Below are 21,720 nucleotides of genomic sequence, written 5' to 3'. Positions count from 1 at the left end.
TCCGCAGCGCCGCGGCGAGTCCGCCCTCGTTCCACGAGATGTGGCGCGACCTTTCCGCGATCGGCAAGCACAAGGCCGGCGGCTACCGCCGCTACGCGTGGACGGGAGCGGACACCGACTGCCGCGCCTGGTTCCGCGCACAGGCCGAATCCCGCGGCCTGGCCTACGAGTCGGACCGCAACGGCAACCAGTGGGCCTGGCTCGGCGTGCGGACCGCGGAGGACGTCGCTCTCGGGAACGCCGTCGTCACCGGTTCCCATCTCGACTCCGTCCCGGACGGCGGCGCCTTCGACGGGCCCCTCGGTGTGGTCTCCTCGTTCGCCGCGCTGGACGAACTCCGGGCGAAGGGCGCCCACTTCAGGGTGCCGCTGGCTCTGGTCAACTTCACCGACGAGGAGGGCGCACGGTTCGGCCTGGCGTGCGTCGGATCCAGGCTCAGCGTCGGAGGGCTGACACGGAAGCAGGCGTTCGAGCTGCGCGACGCAGAGGGCGTCTCCCTGCCGCGGGCCATGGAGCGGGCCGGCCACGACCCGGACGGCATCGGTCCCGACCCCGAACGGCTCTCCCGCATCGGCGCGTTCGTCGAACTCCACATCGAGCAGGGGCGCGCGCTCGCGGACCCCGGATTCCTCGCGGCCGCGGCGGCGGGAGACCGGGCCGCTGCGGCGGCCGGGCCCGCCGGTCACCCCGTGGGCGTCGCATCGGCGATCTGGCCGCACGGCCGCTGGCGGTTCGACTTCCGCGGCGAGGCCAACCACGCCGGCACCACCCGGCTCGAGGACCGCCGCGACCCGATGCTCACCTACGCCGCAACGGTGCTCGCCGCCCGTGAGGAGGCCGAGCGTGCGGGAGCACTGGCCACGTTCGGCAAGGTCGCCGTCGAGCCGAACGGCGTCAACGCCATCCCCTCCGTCGTGCGGGGCTGGCTCGACTCGCGCGCCGCCGACGGGGAGACCCTCGCCGCAGTCGTCGCCGGCATCGAAGGCGCGGCCGCTGCGCGTGGGCGTGCCGACGGTGTGGACGTCGGCGTCACACGTGAATCCCACACGGGGACCGTGGAGTTCGCCCACGATCTGCGCGACCGGATCGCACGGCGATTGGGCGGAGCGCCGCTGCTGCCCACCGGCGCGGGACACGACGCGGGGATCCTGTCCGCCTCCGTCCCGACGGCGATGCTCTACGTCCGCAATCCCACCGGCGTCTCGCACTCGCCCGCCGAGTCCGCGGAAGAGGACGACTGCGTGGCGGGAGTGAGGGCACTCGCCGACGTGCTGGAAGGGCTGGCCTGCTGATGACATCCGTCTCGTCCTCGTCCCCCGCGCCCGCCTCGCCGTCGCCCAGCCGCGAAGGCCCGGGTGGGGCGTCCCCCGACCCCGAGCACAGGTACTGGTGCACGCACGCCTGGCTCAACGGCACCCTGGAGCTCGACGTCGTGATCGAGACCGGCACGGACGGCCGGATCACCGCCGTACGCGGGGGAGTCGGCACACCGCCGCGCGGCGCCGTGGAGCTGCGCGGCCTGACCCTGCCGGGTTTCGCCAACGCGCATTCGCACGCCTTCCACCGCGCGCTGCGCGGCACCGTGCAGGTCGGGTCGGGCACCTTCTGGACGTGGCGCGAGATGATGTACCAGGTCGCAGGCCGTCTCACGCCGGACTCGGCCTACGCGCTCGGCCGCGCCGTGTACGCGGAGATGGCACTGGCCGGCATCACCTGCGTCGGCGAGTTCCACTACCTGCACCACGGGCCGGGCGGCGAGCCCTACGACGACCCCAACGCCATGGGCAACGCCCTCATCTCCGCGGCCCGCGACGCCGGGATCCGCATCACCCTCCTCGACACGGCCTACCTCGCCTCCGGCTTCGGGCGGGACGGCCGCGGTGAGCCCCCCGGCCGGCAGCAGCTCCGCTTCTCCGACGGCACCGCCGAGGCGTGGGCGGAGCGGGCGGCGCAACTGCGTGTCCCCGAGGGCGGACACGCACGTACCGGCGCGGCCATCCACTCCGTACGGGCCGTCCCCGCAAGGGAGTTGGGCCCGATCGTGGAGTGGGCGGAGGAGCGCGCGGCTCCGCTGCACGTCCACCTCTCCGAGCAGACCGCCGAGAACGACGCCTGTCAGGAGGCGCACGGCTGCACCCCGACGCGGCTCCTCGCCGACCACGGGGCCCTCGGGCGCCGTACGACGGCCGTGCACGCCACCCACCTCACCGACGAGGACATCAAGCTCCTCGGCGACGCCTCCACCGGGGTGTGCATGTGCCCCACCACCGAACGGGACCTCGCCGACGGCATCGGGCCCGCGCCCCGGCTGGAGCGCGCCGGCGCCACGCTGTCCCTGGGCAGCGACAGCCACGCCGTCGTCGACCTGCTGGAGGAGGCACGGGCACTGGAGCTCGACGAGCGCCTCCGCACGCGCACACGCGGCCACTGGACGGCGGCACAGCTGCTGCGCGCCGCCACGGAGGACGGCCACGCCGCGTTGGGCTGGCCCGAGGCGGGCCGCCTGGAGGCGGGCATGCTCGCCGACTTCACGACGGTCTCGCTGGACTCGGTGCGCACGGCCGGACCTCCGCTCCGCGTGGCGCCCGAGACGGCCGTCTTCGCGGCGTCCGCCGCAGACATCCGCCATACGGTCGTCGGCGGGGAACACGTCGTGCGGGACGGCCGGCACGCGAATGTCCCCGACGTGCCGGCCGCCCTGGCCGAGGCGGTCGGCGCCCTCCACTGAGAGTTGAGCCGCCACCTCACCGTCCGGCGGGCGGTACGGAAGCACCGGAAGAACCCGCAGCAGCACGGCCCCGGCGATCGGGGCCGATGGAGCAAGCGTCGAGGGAATCGTCGAAGAAGGGCCGAGGAAGCGACACATGACCAGCACCGTCGTCACGAACATCCGCACCCTGGTGACCAACGACCCGGCACTCGGCGAGGGTGGCGCCCTCGGTCTCGTACATGACGCCGCCGTCGTCCTCGACGGCGACCGCGTCGCATGGGCCGGTCCCGCGGCGGAGGCGCCCGCCGCCGACTCCGCCCACGACGCCGAAGGCCGGGCCGCCATCCCCGGTTTCGTCGACTCCCACTCGCACCTGCTCTTCGGCGGCGACCGCACGGCCGAGTTCAACGCCCGCATGTCGGGGCGTCCTTACACCGCCGGCGGCATCCGTACGACCGTCGCGGCGACCCGCGAGGCGAGCGACGACGAACTCGGCCGCAACCTGACCCGGTTCCTCGACGAGGCCCGCCGCCAGGGCACGACCACCATGGAGACCAAGTCCGGCTACGGCCTCACTCCCGAACAGGAGTCGCGCGCCCTGCGCGTGGCCGCGGAGCAGACCGATGACGTCACGTACATGGGCGCGCACATCGTCGCCCCCGAGTACGCCGACGACCCCGCCGCCTACGTGGACCTCGTCACCGGGCCCATGCTGGACGCCTGCGCGCCGTACGCCCGTTGGGTCGACGTCTTCTGCGAGAAGGGCGCCTTCGACGGAGACCAGGCCCGTGCCATCCTCACGGCGGGGCAGGCGAAGGGCCTGATCCCCCGCATCCACGCCAACCAGCTCTCGCACGGCCCCGGCGTCCAGCTCGCCGTCGAACTCGGTGCCGCCTCCGCCGACCACTGCACGCACCTGACCGACGCCGACGTCGACGCGCTCGCCCATGCCGACGGTACGGTCGCCACGCTGCTCCCCGGCTGCGAGTTCTCGACCAGGGCCGTGTATCCGGACGCCCGCCGCCTGCTGGACGCGGGCGCCACGGTCGCACTGTCCACGGACTGCAATCCGGGTTCCTCGTTCACCTCGTCGATGCCGTTCTGCGTCGCGATCGCCGTTCGGGAGATGGGGATGACGCCGGACGAGGCCGTCTGGTCCGCCACGGCCGGCGGCGCGCGGGCGCTGCGCCGCGACGACATCGGCCGGCTGAGCCCCGGCGCCCGCGCCGATCTGGTCCTGCTGGACGCCCCCTCGCACGTCCACCTCGCGTACCGCCCCGGCGTCCCCCTCACGAGCCGGGTCTGGCACCGCGGACGGCCGACCGGCGCCTGACCGTCGCCGGAGCCCCGTCCCCGTACGGCGAAGCGGGCCGCCACCGGTGTCTCCACCGGGGCGGCCCGCTTCGTGTTCCGAGTTGACCGCGCGCGAGGCGCGCGGGCTCAGTCCTCGACCATCAGCCCCTTGCGCAGCTTGTTCAGCGTGCGCGAGAGCAGACGGGAGACGTGCATCTGGGAGATGCCGAGTTCGTCGCCGATCTCGCTCTGCGTCATGTTGGCGACGAACCGCAGCGAGAGGATCGTCCGGTCACGCGCGGGGAGTTCGGCGATCAGCGGCTTGAGCGACTCGACGTACTCGATGCCCTCGAGCCCGTTGTCCTCGTAGCCGATGCGATCGGCGAGGGCGCCCTCGGTGTCGTCCTCCTCCGGCTGCGCGTCCAGGGAGCTGGCGGTGTACGCGTTGCTCGCCGCCATGCCCTCGACGACCTCCTCGACGGAGATGTCGAGCCGCTCGGCGAGCTCCTCCATCGTCGGTGCGCGGTCGAGGTTCTGGGCGAGCTCGTCACCGGCCTTGGCCAGGTCCAGGCGCAGCTCCTGCAGTCGGCGGGGCACGCGCACGGACCAGGAGGTGTCACGGAAGAAGCGCTTGATCTCGCCGACGATGGTCGGCATGGCGAAGGTCGGGAACTCGACACCGCGCTCCATGTCGAACCGGTCGATCGCCTTGATCAGACCGATCGTGCCCACCTGGACGATGTCCTCCATCGGCTCGCTGCGTGAGCGGAAGCGGGAGGCGGCGAACTTGACCAGGGCCAGGTTGAGTTCGACGAGCGTGTTGCGCACGTACGAGAACTCGTGGGTGCCCTCGTCCAGCTTCTCGAGGCGCCTGAAGAGAGTCTTCGACATGGCCCGTGCGTCGACCGGGCCCACCTCGTCATACGGCGGGATCTCCGGGAGCTGAAGCTGGTCGAAGATCTCCTCGACCGCTTCCGGGCTCGTGGGTTCGGGCACCTGGACCGGGCTGAACTGCTCCGCGCCGAGCTGTTCGGGGAGGACCGGTTCGGTAGCGGTGTCCGGTATCCCTTGATCGAGCCTGGGTGACATGGCGATGTCCTCCATCATTCTCGGCATATGGCTGCCGAAGCCGTGACGTGCACTACGAAGGTGCGGGCGCCTCCAAAGCCGACGTGTTTCTGTATTCCTATACGCCTACCCGCTCGCGTACGTGTATGGCAAGTGCTGGATGTCCGAATTTGCCCCAATGTGTGGGTTGTTCGGCTACCGGTACTGCTGGTGAAGGCGTAGGGTTCGAGTCTGTTGACGGGGGCAGAAGAGACGGCGCTTTGGCGATCAAGAGGGGTGTGCATGGACCGCGGGATGCCCGGCAGCACGAGCCGGGGTCGGCTGACGGTCGACGTACGGCACCAGGCGGGCAGTGCCGTCGTGACCCCTGAGGGGGAGCTCGATCACCACACCGCGGACCTGTTCAGCGAAGCGCTGGAGCAGGCCATCGCGGAGGGCGGCAGCCGCCTGGTCGTGGACTGCTCCGGACTGGAGTTCTGCGACTCCACCGGACTGAACGTCCTGCTCGGGGCCCGGCTCAAGGCCGAGGCCGCCGGGGGAGGCGTCCACCTCGCGGGAATGCTGCCCGTCGTCGCCCGGGTCTTCGAGATCACGGGCGCGGGAGCGGTGTTCACTCTCCACGACGACCTCGACTCGGCACTGGCCAATGTGGCGGAGGCGTGATGCACGTTCCGGCATGTGTGTACAGCCCGCTACGCGGAAGTTACACGCGTCACATCACTCCGTCCGCATCAGTGGGTGTTCTCACGGTTCCGTAGGGCAGGAGATCCCCTGAGCCAGTCAGGCTGCGCGATGTCGCCCGCCTGCCCGTGGCGAGGCGACGAGAGGCACTATCGGTGATCGGTGAGGTGAACCACTGATGAGCACCACCCGGCCGTTTCCGGCTGGCGACTGCGGTCCGGAGCCCGAGGGCACCGCGACAGCGGCTGCGTCCGGGGCCGGGAGCACCGGGGCCGGAGCCCTCAGCGGGCTCTCCGCGGGCTCGTCAGGGGGCTCTGGGGCGTCCGGACCGTCCAGGATCTCGGGTGCGGCAGGCTCCGCCGGTGCCGCCGGAGGGCCGGAGCAGTCCGGCCCGCAGGGCAAGACGGTGGGAGCCGCTCAGGTGGAGCAGCCCTCCGACCCCAGCGGCACGTCCGGTCCGTCCGAGGGTGCTTCCACGGGCCCTTCCGGCGCCCACGCCGCTCCCGCGGACGAGCCGGGTCAGGTCGTGGGCAGGACGGAGCGGGAGACCGGCGAGTCCGTACAGGGAGAGACGGGGAAGGGTCGTCCGATGCGCCAGGTGCGCAGGCTGCGCCTGGTCGGCGTGAGCGGTGCCGTGCCCCGTGCCCGTGATTTCGTCCGCCAGGCGCTGCAGGACTGGGGCTGGCTTCCCGCCGCCACCGGTGACCAGCGCGCCGCCGCGGAGGACGTTCTGCTCGTCGTCTCCGAGCTGGTGACGAACGCGTGCCTGCACGCGGACGGGCCCGAGGAGCTGCGGGTCGGCAGCGGCGCAGAGGTGCTGCGGCTGGAGATCGTCGACCAGGGAAGCGGATCGCCGGCGCCGCGCACACCGCACCGCGCCGGGCGTCCGGGCGGGCACGGCATGTTCATCGTCCAGCGGCTCTGCCTGGACTGGGGCGTGGTCCGCAACCCGGAGGGCATGGGCAAGACGGTCTGGGCGGAGCTGGCCCCGCCCAGCTGACCGGGAGCCCAGCTGGCCCCGCCCAGCTGACCGGGAGCCCAGCTCACCGGAGCCCAACTGACGGCAGCCTGCCTGAACTGTGCCCAGGCCGACCGGAGCCCGGCTGAACCGCGTCCAGGCGTACCGCCCCGGCGGCCGTGTGCCGGCGGGACATCGAACCGGCTGTTCAACCGTCCAGCGCTGTGATCGTCGCGACCGAGGGCCCGCGCCGCTCGCGCAGTTCGCGGGAGACCGCTTCCGCATCGCCCAGCACGCGCACCGCGTTCCGCCAGGTCAGCTTCGCCAGGTCCTCCTCGGACCAGTGCCGCCTCAGCAGCTCGGCTACGAGGTTCGGATAGCCGGAGACGTCCTCCAGCTGTGCCGGTACGAACGCCGTGCCGTCGTAGTCGCCGCCGATGCCGAGATGGTCGATGCCGGCGACCTCGCGCATGTGGTCCAGATGGCCCGCGACGTGGGAGGCGTCCGCGACCGGACGCGGGTTCTCCTGCTCGTAGGCGCGGTGGACGCGCATGCCTTCCTCGCCGGTGTCCAGCGCATGCAGGCCGTGCGCCCGCATGTTCTCCTCGGCGGCCTTCGTCCAGGCGACGGCCTCCGGCAGCACGAACTTCGGCACGAACGTCGCCATGGCCACACCGCCGTTGCGCGGCAACGCTTCCAGCACGTCGTCGGGGATGTTGCGCGGGTGGTCGCACACCGCGCGTGAGGAGGAGTGGGAGAAGATCACCGGCGCCTCGCTGACGCGCAGCGCGTCCCGCATCGTGGAGGCCGCGACATGTGAGAGGTCGACGAGCATCCCGGCGCGGTTCATCTCCCGTACGACCTCCTCGCCGAAGCGCGAGAGGCCGTCGTGGCGCGGCTCGTCCGTCGCCGAGTCCGCCCAGTCGGTGTTGTCGTTGTGCGTGAGCGTCATGTAGCGCACGCCCAGTTCGTGCAGCGCGCGCAGCGTGGCAAGGGAGTTGGCGATGGAGTGCCCGCCCTCGGCGCCCATCAGCGAGGCGATACGGCCCTCGGACCGCGCCGTCTCCATCTCCCGTGCGGTGAGCGCGAGTTGCAGGTCCGACGGGTGGCGTGCCACCAACTGCCGTACGACGTCGATCTGTTCGAGGCAGGCGCTCACCGCGGCGTCCCCGGCCAGCTCCGTGCTCACGTAGACCGACCAGAACTGGGCGCCGACGCCGCCCGCACGCAGCCTGGGGATGTCGGTGTGCAGATGGGCCGACTGGTCCCGGGAGATGTCGCGCCGGGAGATGTCGTAGGACACCTGCATACGCAGCGCCCACGGCAGATCGTTGTGCCCGTCCACCACGGGGTGCGCGGCGAGCAGTTCGCGGGCACGCTCCAGCAGGGCCGGCTCGGCGGCCGCTCCGGCGCCACCGGCCATCAGTTGCCTCCGAAGCCGAAGCCGGTCCTGGCCGCGGCGACCTTGCCGCGCAGCCGGCGGCCCTTCTCCGTGGCCTCCTCATTCAGCTCGTCCTGGAACCGCCGCATGCGCTCCTGGAGTTCGGGGTCGTGGGCCGCGAGGATGCGCACGGCCAGCAGGCCCGCGTTGCGCGCGCCGCCCACCGAGACCGTCGCCACGGGCACGCCCGCCGGCATCTGCACGATGGAGAGCAGGGAGTCCATGCCGTCGAGGTACTTCAGCGGCACCGGTACGCCGATCACCGGCAGCGGCGTCACCGAGGCGAGCATGCCGGGCAGATGGGCGGCACCGCCCGCGCCCGCGATGATCGCGCGCAGCCCGCGTGAGGCCGCCTCCTCGCCGTACGTCACCATCTCGCGCGGCATGCGGTGCGCGGAGACGACGTCGGCCTCGTAGGGCACCTCGAACTCGTCCAGCGCCTTGGCGGCCTCCTCCATGACGGGCCAGTCGGAGTCGGAGCCCATGACGAGGCCGACGAGCGGGGTTTGAGTCGTCATTCGGTGATCGTTCCTCGCAGGTATCCGGCGGCATGTGCGGCGCGTTCGCGCACGTCGTCCAAGTCGTCGCCGTAGGTGTTGACGTGGCCGACCTTGCGCCCCGGCTTCACGTCCTTGCCGTACATGTGGATCTTCAACTGCGGGTCGCGGGCCATGCAGTGGCGGTACGCCGAGTACATGTCCGGGTAGTCGCCGCCGAGTACGTTCGCCATGACGGTCCAGCGTGCGCGGGCGCGCGGGTCGCCGAGAGGCAGATCGAGCACGGCGCGCAGATGGTTGGCGAACTGCGAGGTGACAGCGCCGTCCTGGGTCCAGTGCCCCGAGTTGTGCGGCCGCATCGCCAGTTCGTTCACGAGTACACGCCCGTCGCGCGTCTCGAAGAGCTCCACGGCCATGTGCCCGACGACACCCAGCTCCTGGGCGATCCTCAGGGCCAGTTGCTGCGCGGTCACCGCCTCGTCGCCGGGAAGACCGGGCGCGGGAGCGATCACCGTGTCGCAGACGCCGCCGACCTGCACGGATTCGACGACGGGATACGCGACGGCCTGCCCGTGCGGCGAGCGCACCACGCAGGCCGCCAGCTCACGCGCGAAGTCGACCTTCTCCTCGGCCAGTACGGGCACTCCGGCCCTGAACGGGACGGCCGCCTCGCCGGTGGAGCGCACGACCCAGACGCCCTTGCCGTCGTAGCCGCCGCGGACCGTCTTCAGTACGACCGGCACGGGGAATCCGGCGCCGTCGGAGGTACCGGCTCCCTCGTTCCCGGCCTCGCCCTCGGCCAGGGCGACCTCGGCGGCGAAGGCCGCGACGTCGGCGGGGTCCTGCACGATGCGGTGCCGCGGGCAGGGTACGCCGAGGCTGTCCAGGCGTTCCCGCATGACGCCCTTGTCCTGGGCGTGCACCAGCGCGTCGGGGCCGGGGCGCACGGGGATCCCGTCCGCCTCCAGCGCGCGCAGATGGTCCGTCGGCACGTGCTCGTGGTCGAAGGTGATCACGTCGCAGCCGCGGGCGAAGTCACGCAGGGTGCCGAGGTCGCGGTGGTCGCCGACCACGACGTCGCCGGCGACCAGCGCGGCGGAGTCCTGCGGGGTGTCCGAGAGGAGCCTGAATCTGATGCCGAGCGGGATGCCCGCCTCATGGGTCATGCGGGCTAGCTGGCCGCCACCGACCATGCCGACTACGGGGAACGTCACAGCTTCAGCGTATCCGCACCGCCTCGCAGGGCCGAAGCGGCGGTCGCCGCCCGCCACGGGCGCCCGTACGAGGCGCGGGGCGGGAGCTGGGGCGGGCCGACGCGCCGCCCACCGCCCCGGTGCACCGGGGCCCTGCTCGCCCGCGCTGCGAGAGCGGATGCCCGCTGGTTAGCATGTTGCGCGGGGGACGGACGACGTCGACCGAAACGGGGCAACGGCACTATGGGTGACTGGAGCGCGCTGCGCACGTTGAGACGATTGCGCACCAGGCTGGAACGTCTCGTCCGCGAGGCCGCGAAATTCGGCACGGTGGGTGCCGTCGGTTTCCTGGTCAACGTGGCCGTCTTCAACCTGTGCATCCACACGCTGCAGTTGGCGCCCATCCGCTCCGGTGTGATCTCCCAAGTCGTCGCGATCGGTACGAATTACCTGGGCAACCGCTACTGGACGTACCGGCACACCGACAAGCGCCGCATCCGGCGCGAGACCGTCCTGTTCTTCTTCTTCAGCGGCATCGCGCTCGTCATCGAGAACGCCGTCCTCGCCGTGTCCCATTACGGACTGGGCTACACCTCGCCGCTCGCGGACAACATCGCGAAGAACGTCATCGGCCTCGGCATCGGCACCGTCTTCCGCTTCTGGACGTACCGCACCTGGGTCTTCCGCTCGGGTTCAGGCCGCATCTTCGCCCGTTCTGCCTCTGCCGACGCTCTCGCGGCTGAGAAAGAGCGCGAAAACCGGCGGATGATGCTGAAGTAGCTCCAGGCGTCCGCCGTCCGCCTCCGCCAGATCGCGGGCGACGGCGAGGCCGAGCCCGGTGGAGTTGTGGCCGCTGACCGTCCGTTCGAAGACGCGTGAACCCAGTTCGGAGTCCACACCGGGTCCTTCGTCCGTCACCTCCACCACGACCTGATTGCCGGTGACGCGGGTACGCAGCGCGACCCGGCCCTCCCCGTGCATCAGCGAGTTCTCGATCAGCGTCGCCAGCACGCCCGCAACCGCACCCGGAGTGCCCACCACCCGCAGCCCTGGCTTGCCGGAACGCACGATCGCGCGGCCCTCGCTCCGGTAGGCGGGCTTCCACTCCTCCACCTGCTGCTTGAGCACCTCGTCGAGGTCGAAGCCGACCGCCGAAGCCGATCGCGGGTCACGGGAGTTGGTGAGCAGTCGCTGCACGACGTCCGTGAGCCGCTCGACCTGGGCCAGCGCGATCGTCGCCTCCTCCTTGACGGTGGCCCGGTCCTCCGGGTCGTCGGTGTCGGCGGTGGCGATGATCTCCTCCAGCCGCATCGACAGCGCGGTGAGCGGCGTACGCAACTGGTGCGAGGCGTCGGCGGCGAGCCGGCGCTCGGCGGTCAGCATCCGGCCGATGCGGTCCGCGCTTCCGTCCAGCACGTCGGCGACGCGGTCGAGTTCGGGCACGCCGTAGCGGCGGTGCCGGGGCCGGGGGTCGCCGGAGCCGAGCCGCTCCGCCGTCTCGGCGAGGTCGGTGAGGGGGGCCGCGACGCGATGCGCCTGCCGTACGGCGAGGATCGCGGCCGACGCGACCGCGAGCAGGGCGACCGCGAGGATGATCAGCAGCGTGCGGCCCAGCTCGTCCTCGACCGAGCTGTAGCCCTGCTGAACGGTGATGCGCTCGCCGTGCGCACCGGTCTGCGAAGCCTCGATGACCCTGCCCTCGGGGCGCTTCCCGAGCGTGATGACCTTCTTGTCCGGCACTTCGATGCGTACGTGACGGTTGTGCGGCACGGCGTTGTTCATGGTCCTGGGGGAGACCTGCTCGCCGGCGACGATGCGGCTCTCCACGACGGAGACCAACTGCACGGCCTCCGACTTCACGTTGTCGCGTGCGCTGTTCTCGATGGAGCGGGACTCGACGAGGATCAGCGAGATGCCGAACACGGCCACGACGACGAGCACGACCGCGAGCGTCGAGAGGATCAGCCTGCGCCGCACGAGTCGCCCTCCGTACAAGGGCCGCCGCGGGAACGGCGGTCACGGTCCCCGGGAAGCGGTGCCGAGGTCGACGGGGCCGCCACGCTCGGTCTCTCAGCTCTTCTCGAAACGGAACCCGACGCCGCGCACGGTGGCGATGTAGCGCGGGTTGGCGGCGTCGTCGCCGAGCTTCTTGCGGAGCCAGGAGATGTGCATGTCGAGGGTCTTGGTCGACGACCACCATGTGGTGTCCCAGACCTCGCGCATGAGCTGGTCGCGTGTGACGACCCGCCCCGCGTCCCGCACCAGCACCCGCAGCAGGTCGAACTCCTTTGCCGTCAGCTGCAGTTCCTCCTCGCCCATCCACACGCGGTGCGAGTCGACGTCGATGCGCACGCCGTGGGTGGCGGGAGGGACGGAGGGCTCGGCGGCCGCGCCCCGCCGCAGCAGTGCACGCACGCGCGCGAGCAGCTCGGCGAGGCGGAACGGCTTGGTGACGTAGTCGTCGGCACCCGCGTCCAGGCCGACGACGGTGTCGACCTCGTCCGCGCGCGCGGTGAGGACGAGCACGGGAAAGGTGTGTCCCTCGTTGCGCAGCCGGCGGCAGACCTCCAGGCCGTCCATGCCGGGCAGACCGAGGTCGAGCACCACCAGATCGATGCCGTCCTTGAGGCCTGCGTCGAGCGCCCCGGGACCGTCCTCGCGCACCTCGACCTCGTACCCCTCACGGCGCAGCGCGCGTGCCAGGGGCTCCGAGATGGCGGCGTCGTCCTCGGCGAGCAGTACACGGGTCATGGGCCGATGGTAGTCCTCGTCGCCGAGCGTAAGGCCGGTCCCTGCCAACCAGCGCGGATCGTCGGAGATGCGAACTCGTTACCTTCGAATTGACTGGGAATTTACCCCTTGCGCCTGTGATCCCGCTCCCAATCCCTTCCGTTGCGGGTACCCCCGTGACGTATGGTGAGCTGGCTTCCGGCGTGATCACCCAGGGGCGGGGGCCCCGGCGGAGCCAGTGCGGCGGTGATCCTGTGTCGTCGGCCGACCGCGTCCATGAGGCCGGGGGCCGGCCGGCCCGGCGGTGGACTTCCGCCAAGGGGGGCGGGCGCACGCACGCGCCATCCGGCCCCCGGGATGCCGGGCCTCAGGAGCTCTGCCCGCGAGGGCCCACCCGTCATGTCCCGGCCCGGGGACGGTGCGGCGGAGGCGGCACCAGCGATCAACATGTCCCCAGCGCCGGGCCCTTGCCGTGTGAGAAGCACGCGGGGCTCCCCGGGACCGGCAGCACCCCGCCGGCATCCCGTACCGGCCCCCTTCTCACACAGCGAGGAAACCCCCCACATGGCGTCCACAACGTCCAAGGACGCGCCGCAGCACCCGCCTGCGGCCGACGGCAAGACCTTCTTCGGCCACCCCCGCGGTCTCGCCACCCTCTTCATGACCGAGATGTGGGAGCGCTTCAGCTTCTACGGAATGCGCGCCCTGCTCGTCCTCTACCTGACGGCCGCGGTCGCAGAGGGCGGCATGGGCATGGCCTCCGCCACTGCCGTGGCTCTCTACTCCGTCTACAACGCGACGGTCTACCTGATGGCGATGCCGGGCGGCTGGCTCGGCGACCGCGTATGGGGCCCGCGCAAGACGGTCTCGATATCCGCGTTCGTGATCATGATCGGCCACGCGCTGCTGGCCACCGGCGTCAACGCGCTCTTCTTCGCCGGCCTGGTCTTCATCGGCGTCGGGTCCGGTCTGCTCAAGGCCAACATCTCCACGATGGTCGGGCACCTGTACTCGGGCCCCGACGACCCCCGCAGGGACGGCGGATTCACCGTCTTCTACATGGGGATCAACATCGGCGCCTTCGCCGCGCCCCTGCTGATCGGCTGGGCCGGTCAGAAGGTCAGCTGGCATCTGGGCTTCGGCCTCGCCGCCGTCGGCATGGCCCTGGGCCTGATCCAGTTCCTGATCGGAACCAGGCACCTCGCGCCGGAGTCCAGCGTCGTCCCGCAGCCGCTGGACGCGGCGGACCGCAACAAGGCCGTCCGGAACACCGTGATCGCCGCCGTCGTGACGGCCGTCTTCTACGCGGCCATCGTGCTGGCCGACGCCTTCACCATCGACTGGGTGCTGTGGCCGCTGAGCATCGCGGGCCTCGTGCTGCCGACGTACTACTTCGTACGCATGCGCCGTGACCGCGAGGTCACCGAGGACGAGCGCAAGAAGCTCACCGGCTACATCTGGTTCTTCGTCGCGGCCGCGATCTTCTGGATGATCTTCGACCAGTCCGGCTCCACGCTGAGCCTCTTCGCCGAGAAGAGCACCTCGACCGACCTCCTCGGGATCGAGTTCCCCACGAGCTGGTTCCAGTCGGTCAACCCGCTCTGGGTGATGATCATCGCCCCGGTCCTGGCCGCGCTCTGGGTCAAGCTCGGCAGCCGCAACCCGGCGACCACGACGAAGTTCTCCTTCGGTCTGATCGGCATCGGCGTCTCCTTCGGCGTGATGATGCTGGCCATCGCCTCGGCCTCCGGCGGCGACAAGGTCACGCCGATGTGGCTGATCACCGTCTACCTGATCCAGACCGTCGCGGAGCTGTGCCTCTCGCCGGTCGGCCTGTCGGTGACGACGAAGCTGGCGCCCGCCAAGTACGCGAGCCAGCTCATGGGTGTGTGGTTCCTCGCGGTCACCGCCGGTGACTGCGTCTTCGCGATCGTCCAGCTGGTGCTCGGCGACGCCGCCAGCGGCAAGACGGGCTTCGCGGTGCAGGGCGTCATCGCCGCGCTCGCGGGCTTCGTCTTCCTCGCCGCCCGCAAGAGGATCAACCCGCTCCTGGGCTCCGTGAAGTAAGGCGGCACCCGCCACGAAGGCCCCGGTTCCACACCCGCGGAGCCGGGGCCTTCGGACGTGTGAGATGTGAAGCCCGCTCACGGAGAGTGCTGTTGCGGCCAGGGCCGGACGCCCTGACTCTGGTGACGTGCACAGGCTCCCGCTCGTACTCGTGACATGTCTGGCGATCCTTCTCTGCACATCACCGGTGGTGCGGGGCAGCCAGGAGCGCGGGCACGCGCAGACGGGGCCGGAGCGCCGGACCTACTCCTACGGTCCGCTGCGCGGGCAGAGGCTGACCGCATACAGTGACACGAATCCCACGCGGCCGGGCCCGCGCCGTACCGGCGTCGTCATCGTGCACGGCGGCTTCTGGTACCAGGACCGCTCCGCGGGGTGGAACGGGTGGGCCAGGCGCATCGCCGGTGCCGGTCCTGCCGTCTTCAATCTCCACTACCGCCGCAACACCGAGGCCCCGTGGCCCGCCCAGCGCTCGGACGTGCTGCGGGCACTGAGCTGGATCAGGCAGCGTGCCGGGCACTTCGGCGTGGACCCGCGCCGGATCGTGCTCCTCGGCTCCTCCGCGGGCGGGCAGCTGGCCACCAGCGCCGGCGCGCAGGGGGAGGGGCGGCGCCGCCTCGCGGGCGTCGTCGCGCTCTCCCCTGTGGTCGACCCGTACCGCTCCTGGAAGGCCGCGAGAGCGCCCGACGGCGACGAGGCGGGCATGGCGGTGCTGCGCGCCAACGCCGTCCGGCTGGCGGGCTGTGAGCCACGGTCGCGGCGCGGTGGCGCTCGCGGGGTCGAGGCGTGCCGCCGCGTCTGGTGGGACATGTCGGCCACCCGTCATGCCTCGGGCGCCGGAGATCCGCCGATGCTGCTGATCCACTCCCGGCACGACTTCGTACCCGTCGCGCACTCCGAGGCGCTGCGCAGGGCCGAGCTGCGACGGGGCATGTCACCCGGCGACGTCACCGTCGTGACCGTGCCGGGCGCGGAGCACGGCGGGGGTCTGCTGGGCAGGCCGGGCGTCGAGCGGATGCTGCTGAGCTGGATCGCGGCGCGCGCGCAGGCGTCCACCTCGACGTCGGCGCCGCTGCCGCGCGGCGGTACGCACGGCTGAGGGCGCCCGCGCGGACCGGTGGTGGACCGCCGGACACCGAGCGGGCGCCCTCACTGGCCGCGTGCGTCACGGCTCCCGTAACGGGTGCTGTTCTACGGCAGGTTGCGGGCCATCACGATCCGCTGCACCTGGTTGGTGCCCTCGTAGATCTGCGTGATCTTCGCGTCGCGCATCATCCGCTCGACCGGGTAGTCACGGGTGTAGCCGTAGCCGCCGAGCAGCTGGACCGCGTCCGTCGTGATCTCCATGGCGGCGTCCGACGCGTAGCACTTGGCCGCGGCGCCGAAGAAGGTCAGGTCCTCGTCGGCGCCGCCGAGGGCGATGCGCTCGGACCTGGCGGCGGCCGCGTACGTCAGCTGACGGGCGGCCTCCAGCTTCATCGCCATGTCGGCGAGCATGAACTGCACGCCCTGGAAGTCGCCGATCGGCTTGCCGAACTGCTTGCGCTCCGCGACGTACCCCTTGGCGTAGTCGAGGGCACCCTGCGCGATGCCGAGCGCCTGGGCCGCGATGGTGATGCGGGTGTGGTCCAGGGTCAGCATGGCGGTGGTGAAGCCGGTGCCCTCCTCGCCGAGCATGCGGTCGGCGGGGATGCGGACGTTGTCGAGGTAGACCTCGCGCGTCGGTGACCCCTTGATCCCGAGCTTCTTCTCAGGGGCGCCGAAGGAGACCCCTTCGTCGTCCTTCTCGACGACGAAGGCGGAGATGCCCTTCGTGCGCTTGTCGGGGTCGGTCACCGCCATGACGGTGTAGTAGTCGGAGACACCGGCGTTGGTGATCCAGCGCTTGACGCCGTTGAGGACGTAGTGGTCACCGTCCCGTACGGCCTTGGTCTTCATGCCGCCCGCGTCGGAACCGGCGTCCGGCTCGCTCAGGCAGTACGAGAACATCGCCTCGCCGGCGGCGAGCGGCGCGAGATAGCGCTTCTTCAGCTCCTCCGAGCCGGAGAGGATCACGGGCAGCGACCCGAGCTTGTTGACCGCCGGAATCAGCGAGGACGACGCACAGACGCGGGCGACCTCCTCGATGACGATGACGGTCGCGAGGGCGTCGGCCCCGGCGCCGCCGTAGGCCTCGGGTACGTGAACGGCGTGCAGGTCGTTGGCCTCGAGCGCGTCCCGGGCCTCCTGCGGGAAGCGGGCCTCCTCGTCCACCTCGGTGGCGAAGGGCGCGATCTTCGCCTCGGAGAGGGCGCGCACCGAGTCCCTGAGCATGTCGTGCTCTTCGGACGGCCGGTAGAGACCGAAGTCAGCGGCTGCGCTTTTTCCCGATGACGCCAAGGTGTCTCACTCCTCATCAGCTGTGCTGTGCCGGTAGGGCGACCGGTACGGGGGCATCTGCTAATTACCGTTAAGTAACCCGATTCTAGAGCCCGCTGCCCGGCCCGGGATACGTGAGGTTCACGACAGGCGGCCCCGGATATGCTGCGCGGGCAGCGTTCCGGGAGCGTGCGGAGCAGCTCTTCCGGAGCGTCCCAAGTGTCGTCCTACAGGAGCAACCCCACCATGGCGAACAAGGCCCCGCTCAAGATCACAGTGATCGGCACCGGCTATCTCGGCGCCACACACGCCGCCGCCATGGCCGAACTCGGCTTCGAGGTGCTGGGCCTGGACATCTCGCCGGAGAAGATCGCGCTGCTGGAGCGCGGCGAGACGCCGATGTACGAGCCCGGGCTGGAGGAGCTGCTCCGCAAGCACGTGGCAGGTCACGAGGGTTCGAGCGGACGGCTCCGCTTCACCACTTCCTACGAGGAGGTGGGGGAGTTCGGCGACATCCACTTCGTCTGCGTCAACACCCCGCAGAAGCACGGCGAATACGCCTGCGACATGAGCTACGTCGACAGCGCGCTCGAGTCGCTGGCGACCCATCTGCGGCGCCCGGCCCTCGTCGTCGGCAAGTCGACGGTGCCCGTCGGCAGTGCCGCACGGCTCGCGACCCGGCTCGCGGATCTGGCGCCCGTCGGCGAGGACGCGGAGCTGGCCTGGAACCCCGAGTTCCTGCGTGAGGGCTTCGCCGTGCAGGACACGCTGCACCCCGACCGCATCGTCGTCGGCGTGCGCAGCGAGCGTGCCGAGCAGCAGCTGCGCGAGGTGTACGCGACGCCGCTCGCCGAGGGATCGCCCTTCGTCGTCACCGACTTCCCGACGGCCGAGCTGGTGAAGACCTCGGCCAACTCCTTCCTCGCGACCAAGATTTCGTTCATCAACGCCATGGCCGAGGTGTGCGAGGCCGCCGACGGCGATGTGGCGAAGCTCGCGGAGGCGATCGGGTACGACGACCGGATCGGCAAGAAGTTCCTGCGCTCCGGCATCGGCTTCGGCGGCGGCTGCCTGCCCAAGGACATCCGCGCGTTCATGGCGCGGGCCGGCGAGCTGGGCGCGTCCGAGGCGCTGTCGTTCCTGCGCGAGGTCGATTCGATCAACATGAGGCGCCGCGTCCACATGGTCGAGCTGACGAAGGAGGCCGTGGGCGGAACCCTGCTGGGCACACGCATCGGCGTCCTTGGCGCCACGTTCAAGCCGGACTCCGACGACGTACGGGACTCGCCCGCGCTGAACGTCGCGGGGCAGCTGCACCTCCAGGGCGCACAGGTGACCGTCTACGACCCCAAGGGCATGGAGAACGCCCGCGCGCTCTTCCCGACCCTGCGCTACGCGTCGACCGCCCTCGAGGCGGTGCGCGGCGCGGACGTCGTACTGCATCTGACGGAGTGGCGCGAGTTCCAGCAGCTGGACCCGGCGGCGCTGGGCGAGGTCGTCGCGGTACGGCGCCTGCTGGACGGCCGGAACACTCTCGACCCGGTGCTGTGGCGCAAGGAGAACTGGAAGTTCCGGGCGCTGGGCCGCCCGACGGCCTGATCCGGCGCGCGCCTGACGTGGCCTGAGGGCCTGAGGGGAGCTCCTGGCCGCCGCCCGGCCCTCGGCGTCGGCGGCGGGGCGGACTCAGCGCTGCTTCGCCCTGTACGTGCGCATCTTGGCGCGGCTGCCGCACACCGCCATGGAGCACCAGCGGCCGCGGCCGGCCGGGCTGCGGTCGTAGAAGACCCACAGGCAGTCGTGCGCCGGGCATGCCTTGAGCCGCTGCCAGGTGCCGTCCGCCTCCGCCGTGACGATGCCCGCGGCGATGCGCGCAGTCAGCAGCGGCAGGCCGGTCAGCTCGTCGGCGGGACGCAGCGCCGCGCGCCCGGCCTCGTCCACGATGACGGTGAGCGGCGCGTCCGCCAGCAGCCGGGCGAGCACCCCGGACTCCTCGGGAGGCATGTCCGTGCCCGTGTGCGCCAGGCACGCGGCACGCAGAGCCTCACGGAGTTCGCTCACTGCCGCGAGTTCCTGTCCGCCGCCCTCGGCGCCGCCGTGGTCCCCGCCGAGACGCTCGATCCCGTGGCGCCGTGCGAACTCGGCGACGCCGCCCGGTGCGGCGAGCGAGTCCTCGCCCGTCTCCACGTCGAGCGTGTTCGTCAGCTCCCGCACCAGAACGAGTGCTTCTGGGGGCGATCGGTCCGTCACCCTTGCCACGTTACCGACGAAGGGCCATTATCTGGTAACCAACAGCGTTACCGGTTCACTGCTTCAAGGGGTAACTATGGCCATCGCGTCCATGCACAGCATCGTTCTGGACTGTCCCGACACCCGGCGTCTCGCCGAGTTCTACGCCCAGGTACTCGACTGGAAGGTGGATCCGGACGGCACGAAGGACTGGACGGACGTCAACGGCCCCGACGGGCAGCGGCTGTCCTTTCAGGAGTCGCCCGGCTTCATCCCGCCCCAGTGGCCCAGCCTCGAGCACGCCCAGCAGCTGCACCTGGACCTGGACGTGCCGAAGGAGCGCCTGGACCAGGCGGAGAAAGAGGTGATGGAACTGGGTGCCCGGCTGATCCAGGGCGACGACGGAGGCAAGCGTGGCTTCCGCGTCTATCTGGACCCTGCCGGGCACCCGTTCTGTCTGTGCGCCTGTGACTGAGACCTGAGGCCCTCGGAGTCACGTCGGCGGGGTCACCGGTCGGAGGTGACGGTGACCTTCTCGTCGTTCTGCAGCTGCTCCGTGAGCTGCTTGACCTTCGCCTTGTCCCACTGCAGCGAGCCGGCGGGAGCGGGCCCGGAGATGGGCATGTTCATCCGCTTGCCCTCACCGCTGTTGACGTCCTTCATCGCGAAGAACATCGAGCCCAGGCTCCACAGGCTCATGTCCTTGTCGACGACGAGGGTGTCCAGGCCCGCACCCATCGTCGGGTAGAGCCTGAAGGGGTTGAGGACCGTCGAGGGGGTCGCGGTCTGGTTCGCCAGCGCGGCGAGGAACTTCTGCTGGTTCTTCGTGCGCCCCAGGTCGCTGTCCCCGGTACCCGCGTGGCGGTTGCGGACGAAGGAGAGGGCCTGCTTGCCGTCGAGGACCTGCTTGCCCTTCTTGAAGTCCGCGCCGGAGTTCTTGTCCTTGATGTCCTGCGGGATGTTCATCTCGACGCCGCCGACCGAGTCCACGATCTGCGCGAAGCCGCCGAAGCCGATCTCCGCGTAGTGATCGATCTTCAGCCCCGTGTTGTGCTCGACGGTACGGACGAGAAGCGAGGCGCCGTCCTGCGAGTACGCGGCGTTGAGCTTGGTCTGCTGGCTGTTGTCGTAGTGCTTCCCGGACTTGGAGCCGGTGAACGGCGGTATCTCGACCCAGGAGTCGCGGGGGAGCGAGATCAGCGTCGGGCCGCCGCTGCCGACGTGGAGGATCATCATCGAGTCGGTTCGCTTGCCGCCTGCCGAACCCGTGTGCAGGTCCTTCTTCTCCTGCGCGGACAGGCCTTCACGGCTGTCGGAACCGACGATGAGGTAGTTGGTGCCCTCGCCCGTCCCCGGGCGGTCCTCGACGATGCTCAGGTCGACCTCGCGGCGGAGCTTGGAGTCGGCCCAGAAGTAGGTGCCGATCGACCACGCGAGCACGATGACGACCAGGGATATGACCACGGTCTTGAAGCGCGGCCGGCGCCGCCTCGGGGGCGCGTCGTCGTACGGGTAGGCGTCGTAGCCGTCGTGGCCACCGCCGCGGCCGCCGTAGACCTGCCCGGTGTTGTATCCGGAGTCGTAGCCCGGGTCGTCGTAGTAGCCCGGCTGCCCTCCGTAGCCCGCGTCATAGCCGCCCCTCGACTGCGGCGGCGCGCCTCTGTGGGCTCGCGGGCTGCCGTACCTGTCGTGTGAGTCGTTCCATCCACCGGGCCAGTCATTCATGGAGGGCAGTCTGCCTTGACCCGGCCGGAGGAACACAGCCCGGGGGCGAGATCGGACAGATGCTGTAGCCGTTCTGATGCAAAGGCACTGTTCGTCCCCTATAAGGCCACTGGCTGGTCACAGCGGGTGCACGCCCTAGGGTGGGGGGCATGACCGACCAGGCTCCCGCTGCGGAGAACGGCCTGCAGGGCAAGCCCACCCACGCCTCCCGTACGACGCTTTCACACATCATGTCGGGCAACGAGACGAATCTCCTCGGCACGGTGCACGGCGGCGTGATCATGAAGCTGGTGGACGACGCGGCAGGAGCTGTCGCGGGACGCCACTCCGGCGGCCCGGCAGTCACCGCCTCCATGGACGAGATGGTCTTCCTCGAGCCGGTGCGCGTCGGCGACCTCGTCCACGTCAAGGCACAGGTCAACTGGACGGGCCGCTCCTCGATGGAGGTCGGTGTGCGCGTCCTGGCGGAGCGCTGGAACGAGGCGGTCCCTGCCACTCATGTCGGCTCGGCGTATCTCGTGTTCGCCGCCGTCGACGCCGACGGCAGGCCCCGCCCCGTGCCTCCGGTGCTGCCGGAGACGGAGCAGGACCAGCGCCGCCATCAGGAGGCGCAGATCCGCCGCACGCACCGGCTGGCCAGCCGCCGCGCCATCAGGGAGCTGCGGGCCCGTAAGCAGCGTGAGCGCGAGCAGTCGCGCCTGCAGCAACAGGCGCAGTCCGAGCCGTGGTCCGGAGCCTGACCGAGTGCTGATTCCGGCTGCCTTCCGTCTGGT

Annotated in this window: 20 protein-coding genes; 11 read left to right on the top strand and 9 right to left on the bottom strand. The window is 70.8% G+C overall.

The genetic code is table 11. The features are described from left to right. The first annotated feature begins 38 nt into the window (after positions 1-38). The 3 genes from I004_RS0120400 to hutI all read left to right on the top strand — a co-directional run bounded on the left by I004_RS0120400 (position 39) and on the right by hutI (position 4,043). On the top strand, positions 39-1,292 hold the full coding sequence (locus I004_RS0120400; protein ID WP_028437026.1) for an allantoate amidohydrolase: 1,254 nt from the start codon (positions 39-41) through the stop codon (positions 1,290-1,292). Further along, a complete protein-coding gene (locus I004_RS35055; protein WP_037977098.1) occupies positions 1,292-2,728 on the top strand; it encodes a formimidoylglutamate deiminase in 1,437 nt (478 codons plus the stop codon). The genes I004_RS0120400 and I004_RS35055 overlap by 1 nt, the downstream gene beginning before the upstream one ends. A gap of 136 nt (positions 2,729-2,864) precedes the next feature. Then, complete coding sequence (gene hutI, locus I004_RS0120390; RefSeq protein ID WP_028437025.1) at positions 2,865-4,043, top strand: imidazolonepropionase; 1,179 nt, start codon at positions 2,865-2,867, stop codon at positions 4,041-4,043. A 107-nt stretch (positions 4,044-4,150) separates the two neighbouring features. Here hutI and I004_RS0120385 read toward each other — a convergent pair whose 3' ends face one another. After that, positions 4,151-5,092 carry a SigB/SigF/SigG family RNA polymerase sigma factor gene (locus tag I004_RS0120385; protein WP_028437024.1) on the bottom strand — a complete coding sequence of 314 codons (942 nt, stop codon included), beginning with the start codon at positions 5,090-5,092 and terminating at the stop codon, positions 4,151-4,153. 261 nt (positions 5,093-5,353) lie between these two features. Here I004_RS0120385 and I004_RS0120380 point away from each other — a divergent pair, with 261 nt between their 5' ends. Both I004_RS0120380 and I004_RS35050 read left to right on the top strand, forming a co-directional pair. Beyond that, positions 5,354-5,734 carry an STAS domain-containing protein gene (locus I004_RS0120380; RefSeq protein ID WP_028437023.1) on the top strand — a complete coding sequence of 127 codons (381 nt, stop codon included), beginning with the start codon at positions 5,354-5,356 and terminating at the stop codon, positions 5,732-5,734. A 424-nt stretch (positions 5,735-6,158) separates the two neighbouring features. Next, positions 6,159-6,752 (top strand): ATP-binding protein, encoded by a 594-nt coding sequence (locus tag I004_RS35050; protein WP_486580159.1) that lies wholly within the window; start codon positions 6,159-6,161, stop codon positions 6,750-6,752. Between the two features lie 166 nt (positions 6,753-6,918). On the opposite strand, the gene I004_RS0120370 is transcribed toward I004_RS35050, so the two are convergent. From I004_RS0120370 to I004_RS0120360, 3 genes are read right to left on the bottom strand one after another with little or no spacing between them, the layout of a single operon-like run. Next, on the bottom strand, positions 6,919-8,133 hold the full coding sequence (locus tag I004_RS0120370) for a dipeptidase (protein WP_051345252.1): 1,215 nt from the start codon (positions 8,131-8,133) through the stop codon (positions 6,919-6,921). Next, positions 8,133-8,669: a 5-(carboxyamino)imidazole ribonucleotide mutase gene (gene purE, locus I004_RS0120365; protein ID WP_028437020.1), complete on the bottom strand. Its 537-nt coding sequence runs from the start codon at positions 8,667-8,669 to the stop codon at positions 8,133-8,135. The genes I004_RS0120370 and purE overlap by 1 nt, the downstream gene beginning before the upstream one ends. Further along, the gene (locus I004_RS0120360) at positions 8,666-9,862 is read right to left on the bottom strand and encodes a 5-(carboxyamino)imidazole ribonucleotide synthase (RefSeq protein WP_078511515.1); all 1,197 of its coding nucleotides are present in this window, start codon (positions 9,860-9,862) and stop codon (positions 8,666-8,668) included. The genes purE and I004_RS0120360 overlap by 4 nt, the downstream gene beginning before the upstream one ends. A 222-nt stretch (positions 9,863-10,084) precedes the next feature. On the opposite strand from I004_RS0120360, the gene I004_RS0120355 reads away from it, so the two are divergent. Beyond that, entirely contained in the window at positions 10,085-10,621 is a 537-nt protein-coding gene (locus tag I004_RS0120355; RefSeq protein WP_037977092.1) for a GtrA family protein, read from the top strand. On the opposite strand, the gene I004_RS0120350 is transcribed toward I004_RS0120355, so the two are convergent. Then, positions 10,535-11,818, bottom strand: a complete 1,284-nt coding sequence (locus I004_RS0120350; protein ID WP_028437017.1) for an ATP-binding protein — start codon at positions 11,816-11,818, stop codon at positions 10,535-10,537. The genes I004_RS0120355 and I004_RS0120350 overlap by 87 nt on opposite strands. Positions 11,819-11,911: 93 nt before the next feature. Continuing rightward, a complete protein-coding gene (locus I004_RS0120345) occupies positions 11,912-12,592 on the bottom strand; it encodes a response regulator transcription factor (RefSeq protein ID WP_028437016.1) in 681 nt (226 codons plus the stop codon). A gap of 543 nt (positions 12,593-13,135) precedes the next feature. On the opposite strand from I004_RS0120345, the gene I004_RS0120340 reads away from it, so the two are divergent. Continuing rightward, the gene (locus I004_RS0120340) at positions 13,136-14,638 is read left to right on the top strand and encodes an oligopeptide:H+ symporter (RefSeq protein ID WP_028437015.1); all 1,503 of its coding nucleotides are present in this window, start codon (positions 13,136-13,138) and stop codon (positions 14,636-14,638) included. A gap of 127 nt (positions 14,639-14,765) precedes the next feature. After that, a complete protein-coding gene (locus tag I004_RS35045) occupies positions 14,766-15,737 on the top strand; it encodes an alpha/beta hydrolase (protein ID WP_051345251.1) in 972 nt (323 codons plus the stop codon). A gap of 92 nt (positions 15,738-15,829) precedes the next feature. Here the strand turns inward: I004_RS35045 and I004_RS0120330 are convergent, their stop codons facing one another. Beyond that, positions 15,830-17,017 carry an acyl-CoA dehydrogenase family protein gene (locus I004_RS0120330; RefSeq protein ID WP_486580147.1) on the bottom strand — a complete coding sequence of 396 codons (1,188 nt, stop codon included), beginning with the start codon at positions 17,015-17,017 and terminating at the stop codon, positions 15,830-15,832. Between the two features lie 225 nt (positions 17,018-17,242). On the opposite strand from I004_RS0120330, the gene I004_RS0120325 reads away from it, so the two are divergent. Further along, the gene (locus tag I004_RS0120325; protein WP_028437013.1) at positions 17,243-18,595 is read left to right on the top strand and encodes a UDP-glucose dehydrogenase family protein; all 1,353 of its coding nucleotides are present in this window, start codon (positions 17,243-17,245) and stop codon (positions 18,593-18,595) included. Between the two features lie 84 nt (positions 18,596-18,679). On the opposite strand, the gene I004_RS0120320 is transcribed toward I004_RS0120325, so the two are convergent. Continuing rightward, positions 18,680-19,243: a CGNR zinc finger domain-containing protein gene (locus I004_RS0120320; RefSeq protein WP_028437012.1), complete on the bottom strand. Its 564-nt coding sequence runs from the start codon at positions 19,241-19,243 to the stop codon at positions 18,680-18,682. 76 nt (positions 19,244-19,319) lie between these two features. On the opposite strand from I004_RS0120320, the gene I004_RS0120315 reads away from it, so the two are divergent. Continuing rightward, positions 19,320-19,697 (top strand): VOC family protein, encoded by a 378-nt coding sequence (locus I004_RS0120315; protein ID WP_028437011.1) that lies wholly within the window; start codon positions 19,320-19,322, stop codon positions 19,695-19,697. A gap of 32 nt (positions 19,698-19,729) precedes the next feature. Here the strand turns inward: I004_RS0120315 and I004_RS0120310 are convergent, their stop codons facing one another. Then, complete coding sequence (locus I004_RS0120310) at positions 19,730-20,947, bottom strand: LCP family protein (protein ID WP_028437010.1); 1,218 nt, start codon at positions 20,945-20,947, stop codon at positions 19,730-19,732. Positions 20,948-21,096: 149 nt separating this feature from the next. Between I004_RS0120310 and I004_RS35040 the strand changes: the two genes are divergently transcribed. After that, positions 21,097-21,687 carry an acyl-CoA thioesterase gene (locus I004_RS35040; RefSeq protein ID WP_078511511.1) on the top strand — a complete coding sequence of 197 codons (591 nt, stop codon included), beginning with the start codon at positions 21,097-21,099 and terminating at the stop codon, positions 21,685-21,687. The last annotated feature ends 33 nt before the right edge of the window (positions 21,688-21,720 follow it).

The sequence above is a fragment of the Streptomyces sp. TAA486 genome (assembly GCF_000426165.1).
Note: the sequence above shows the minus strand (reverse complement) of the source record. Positions and strands in the feature narration are given on the sequence as shown.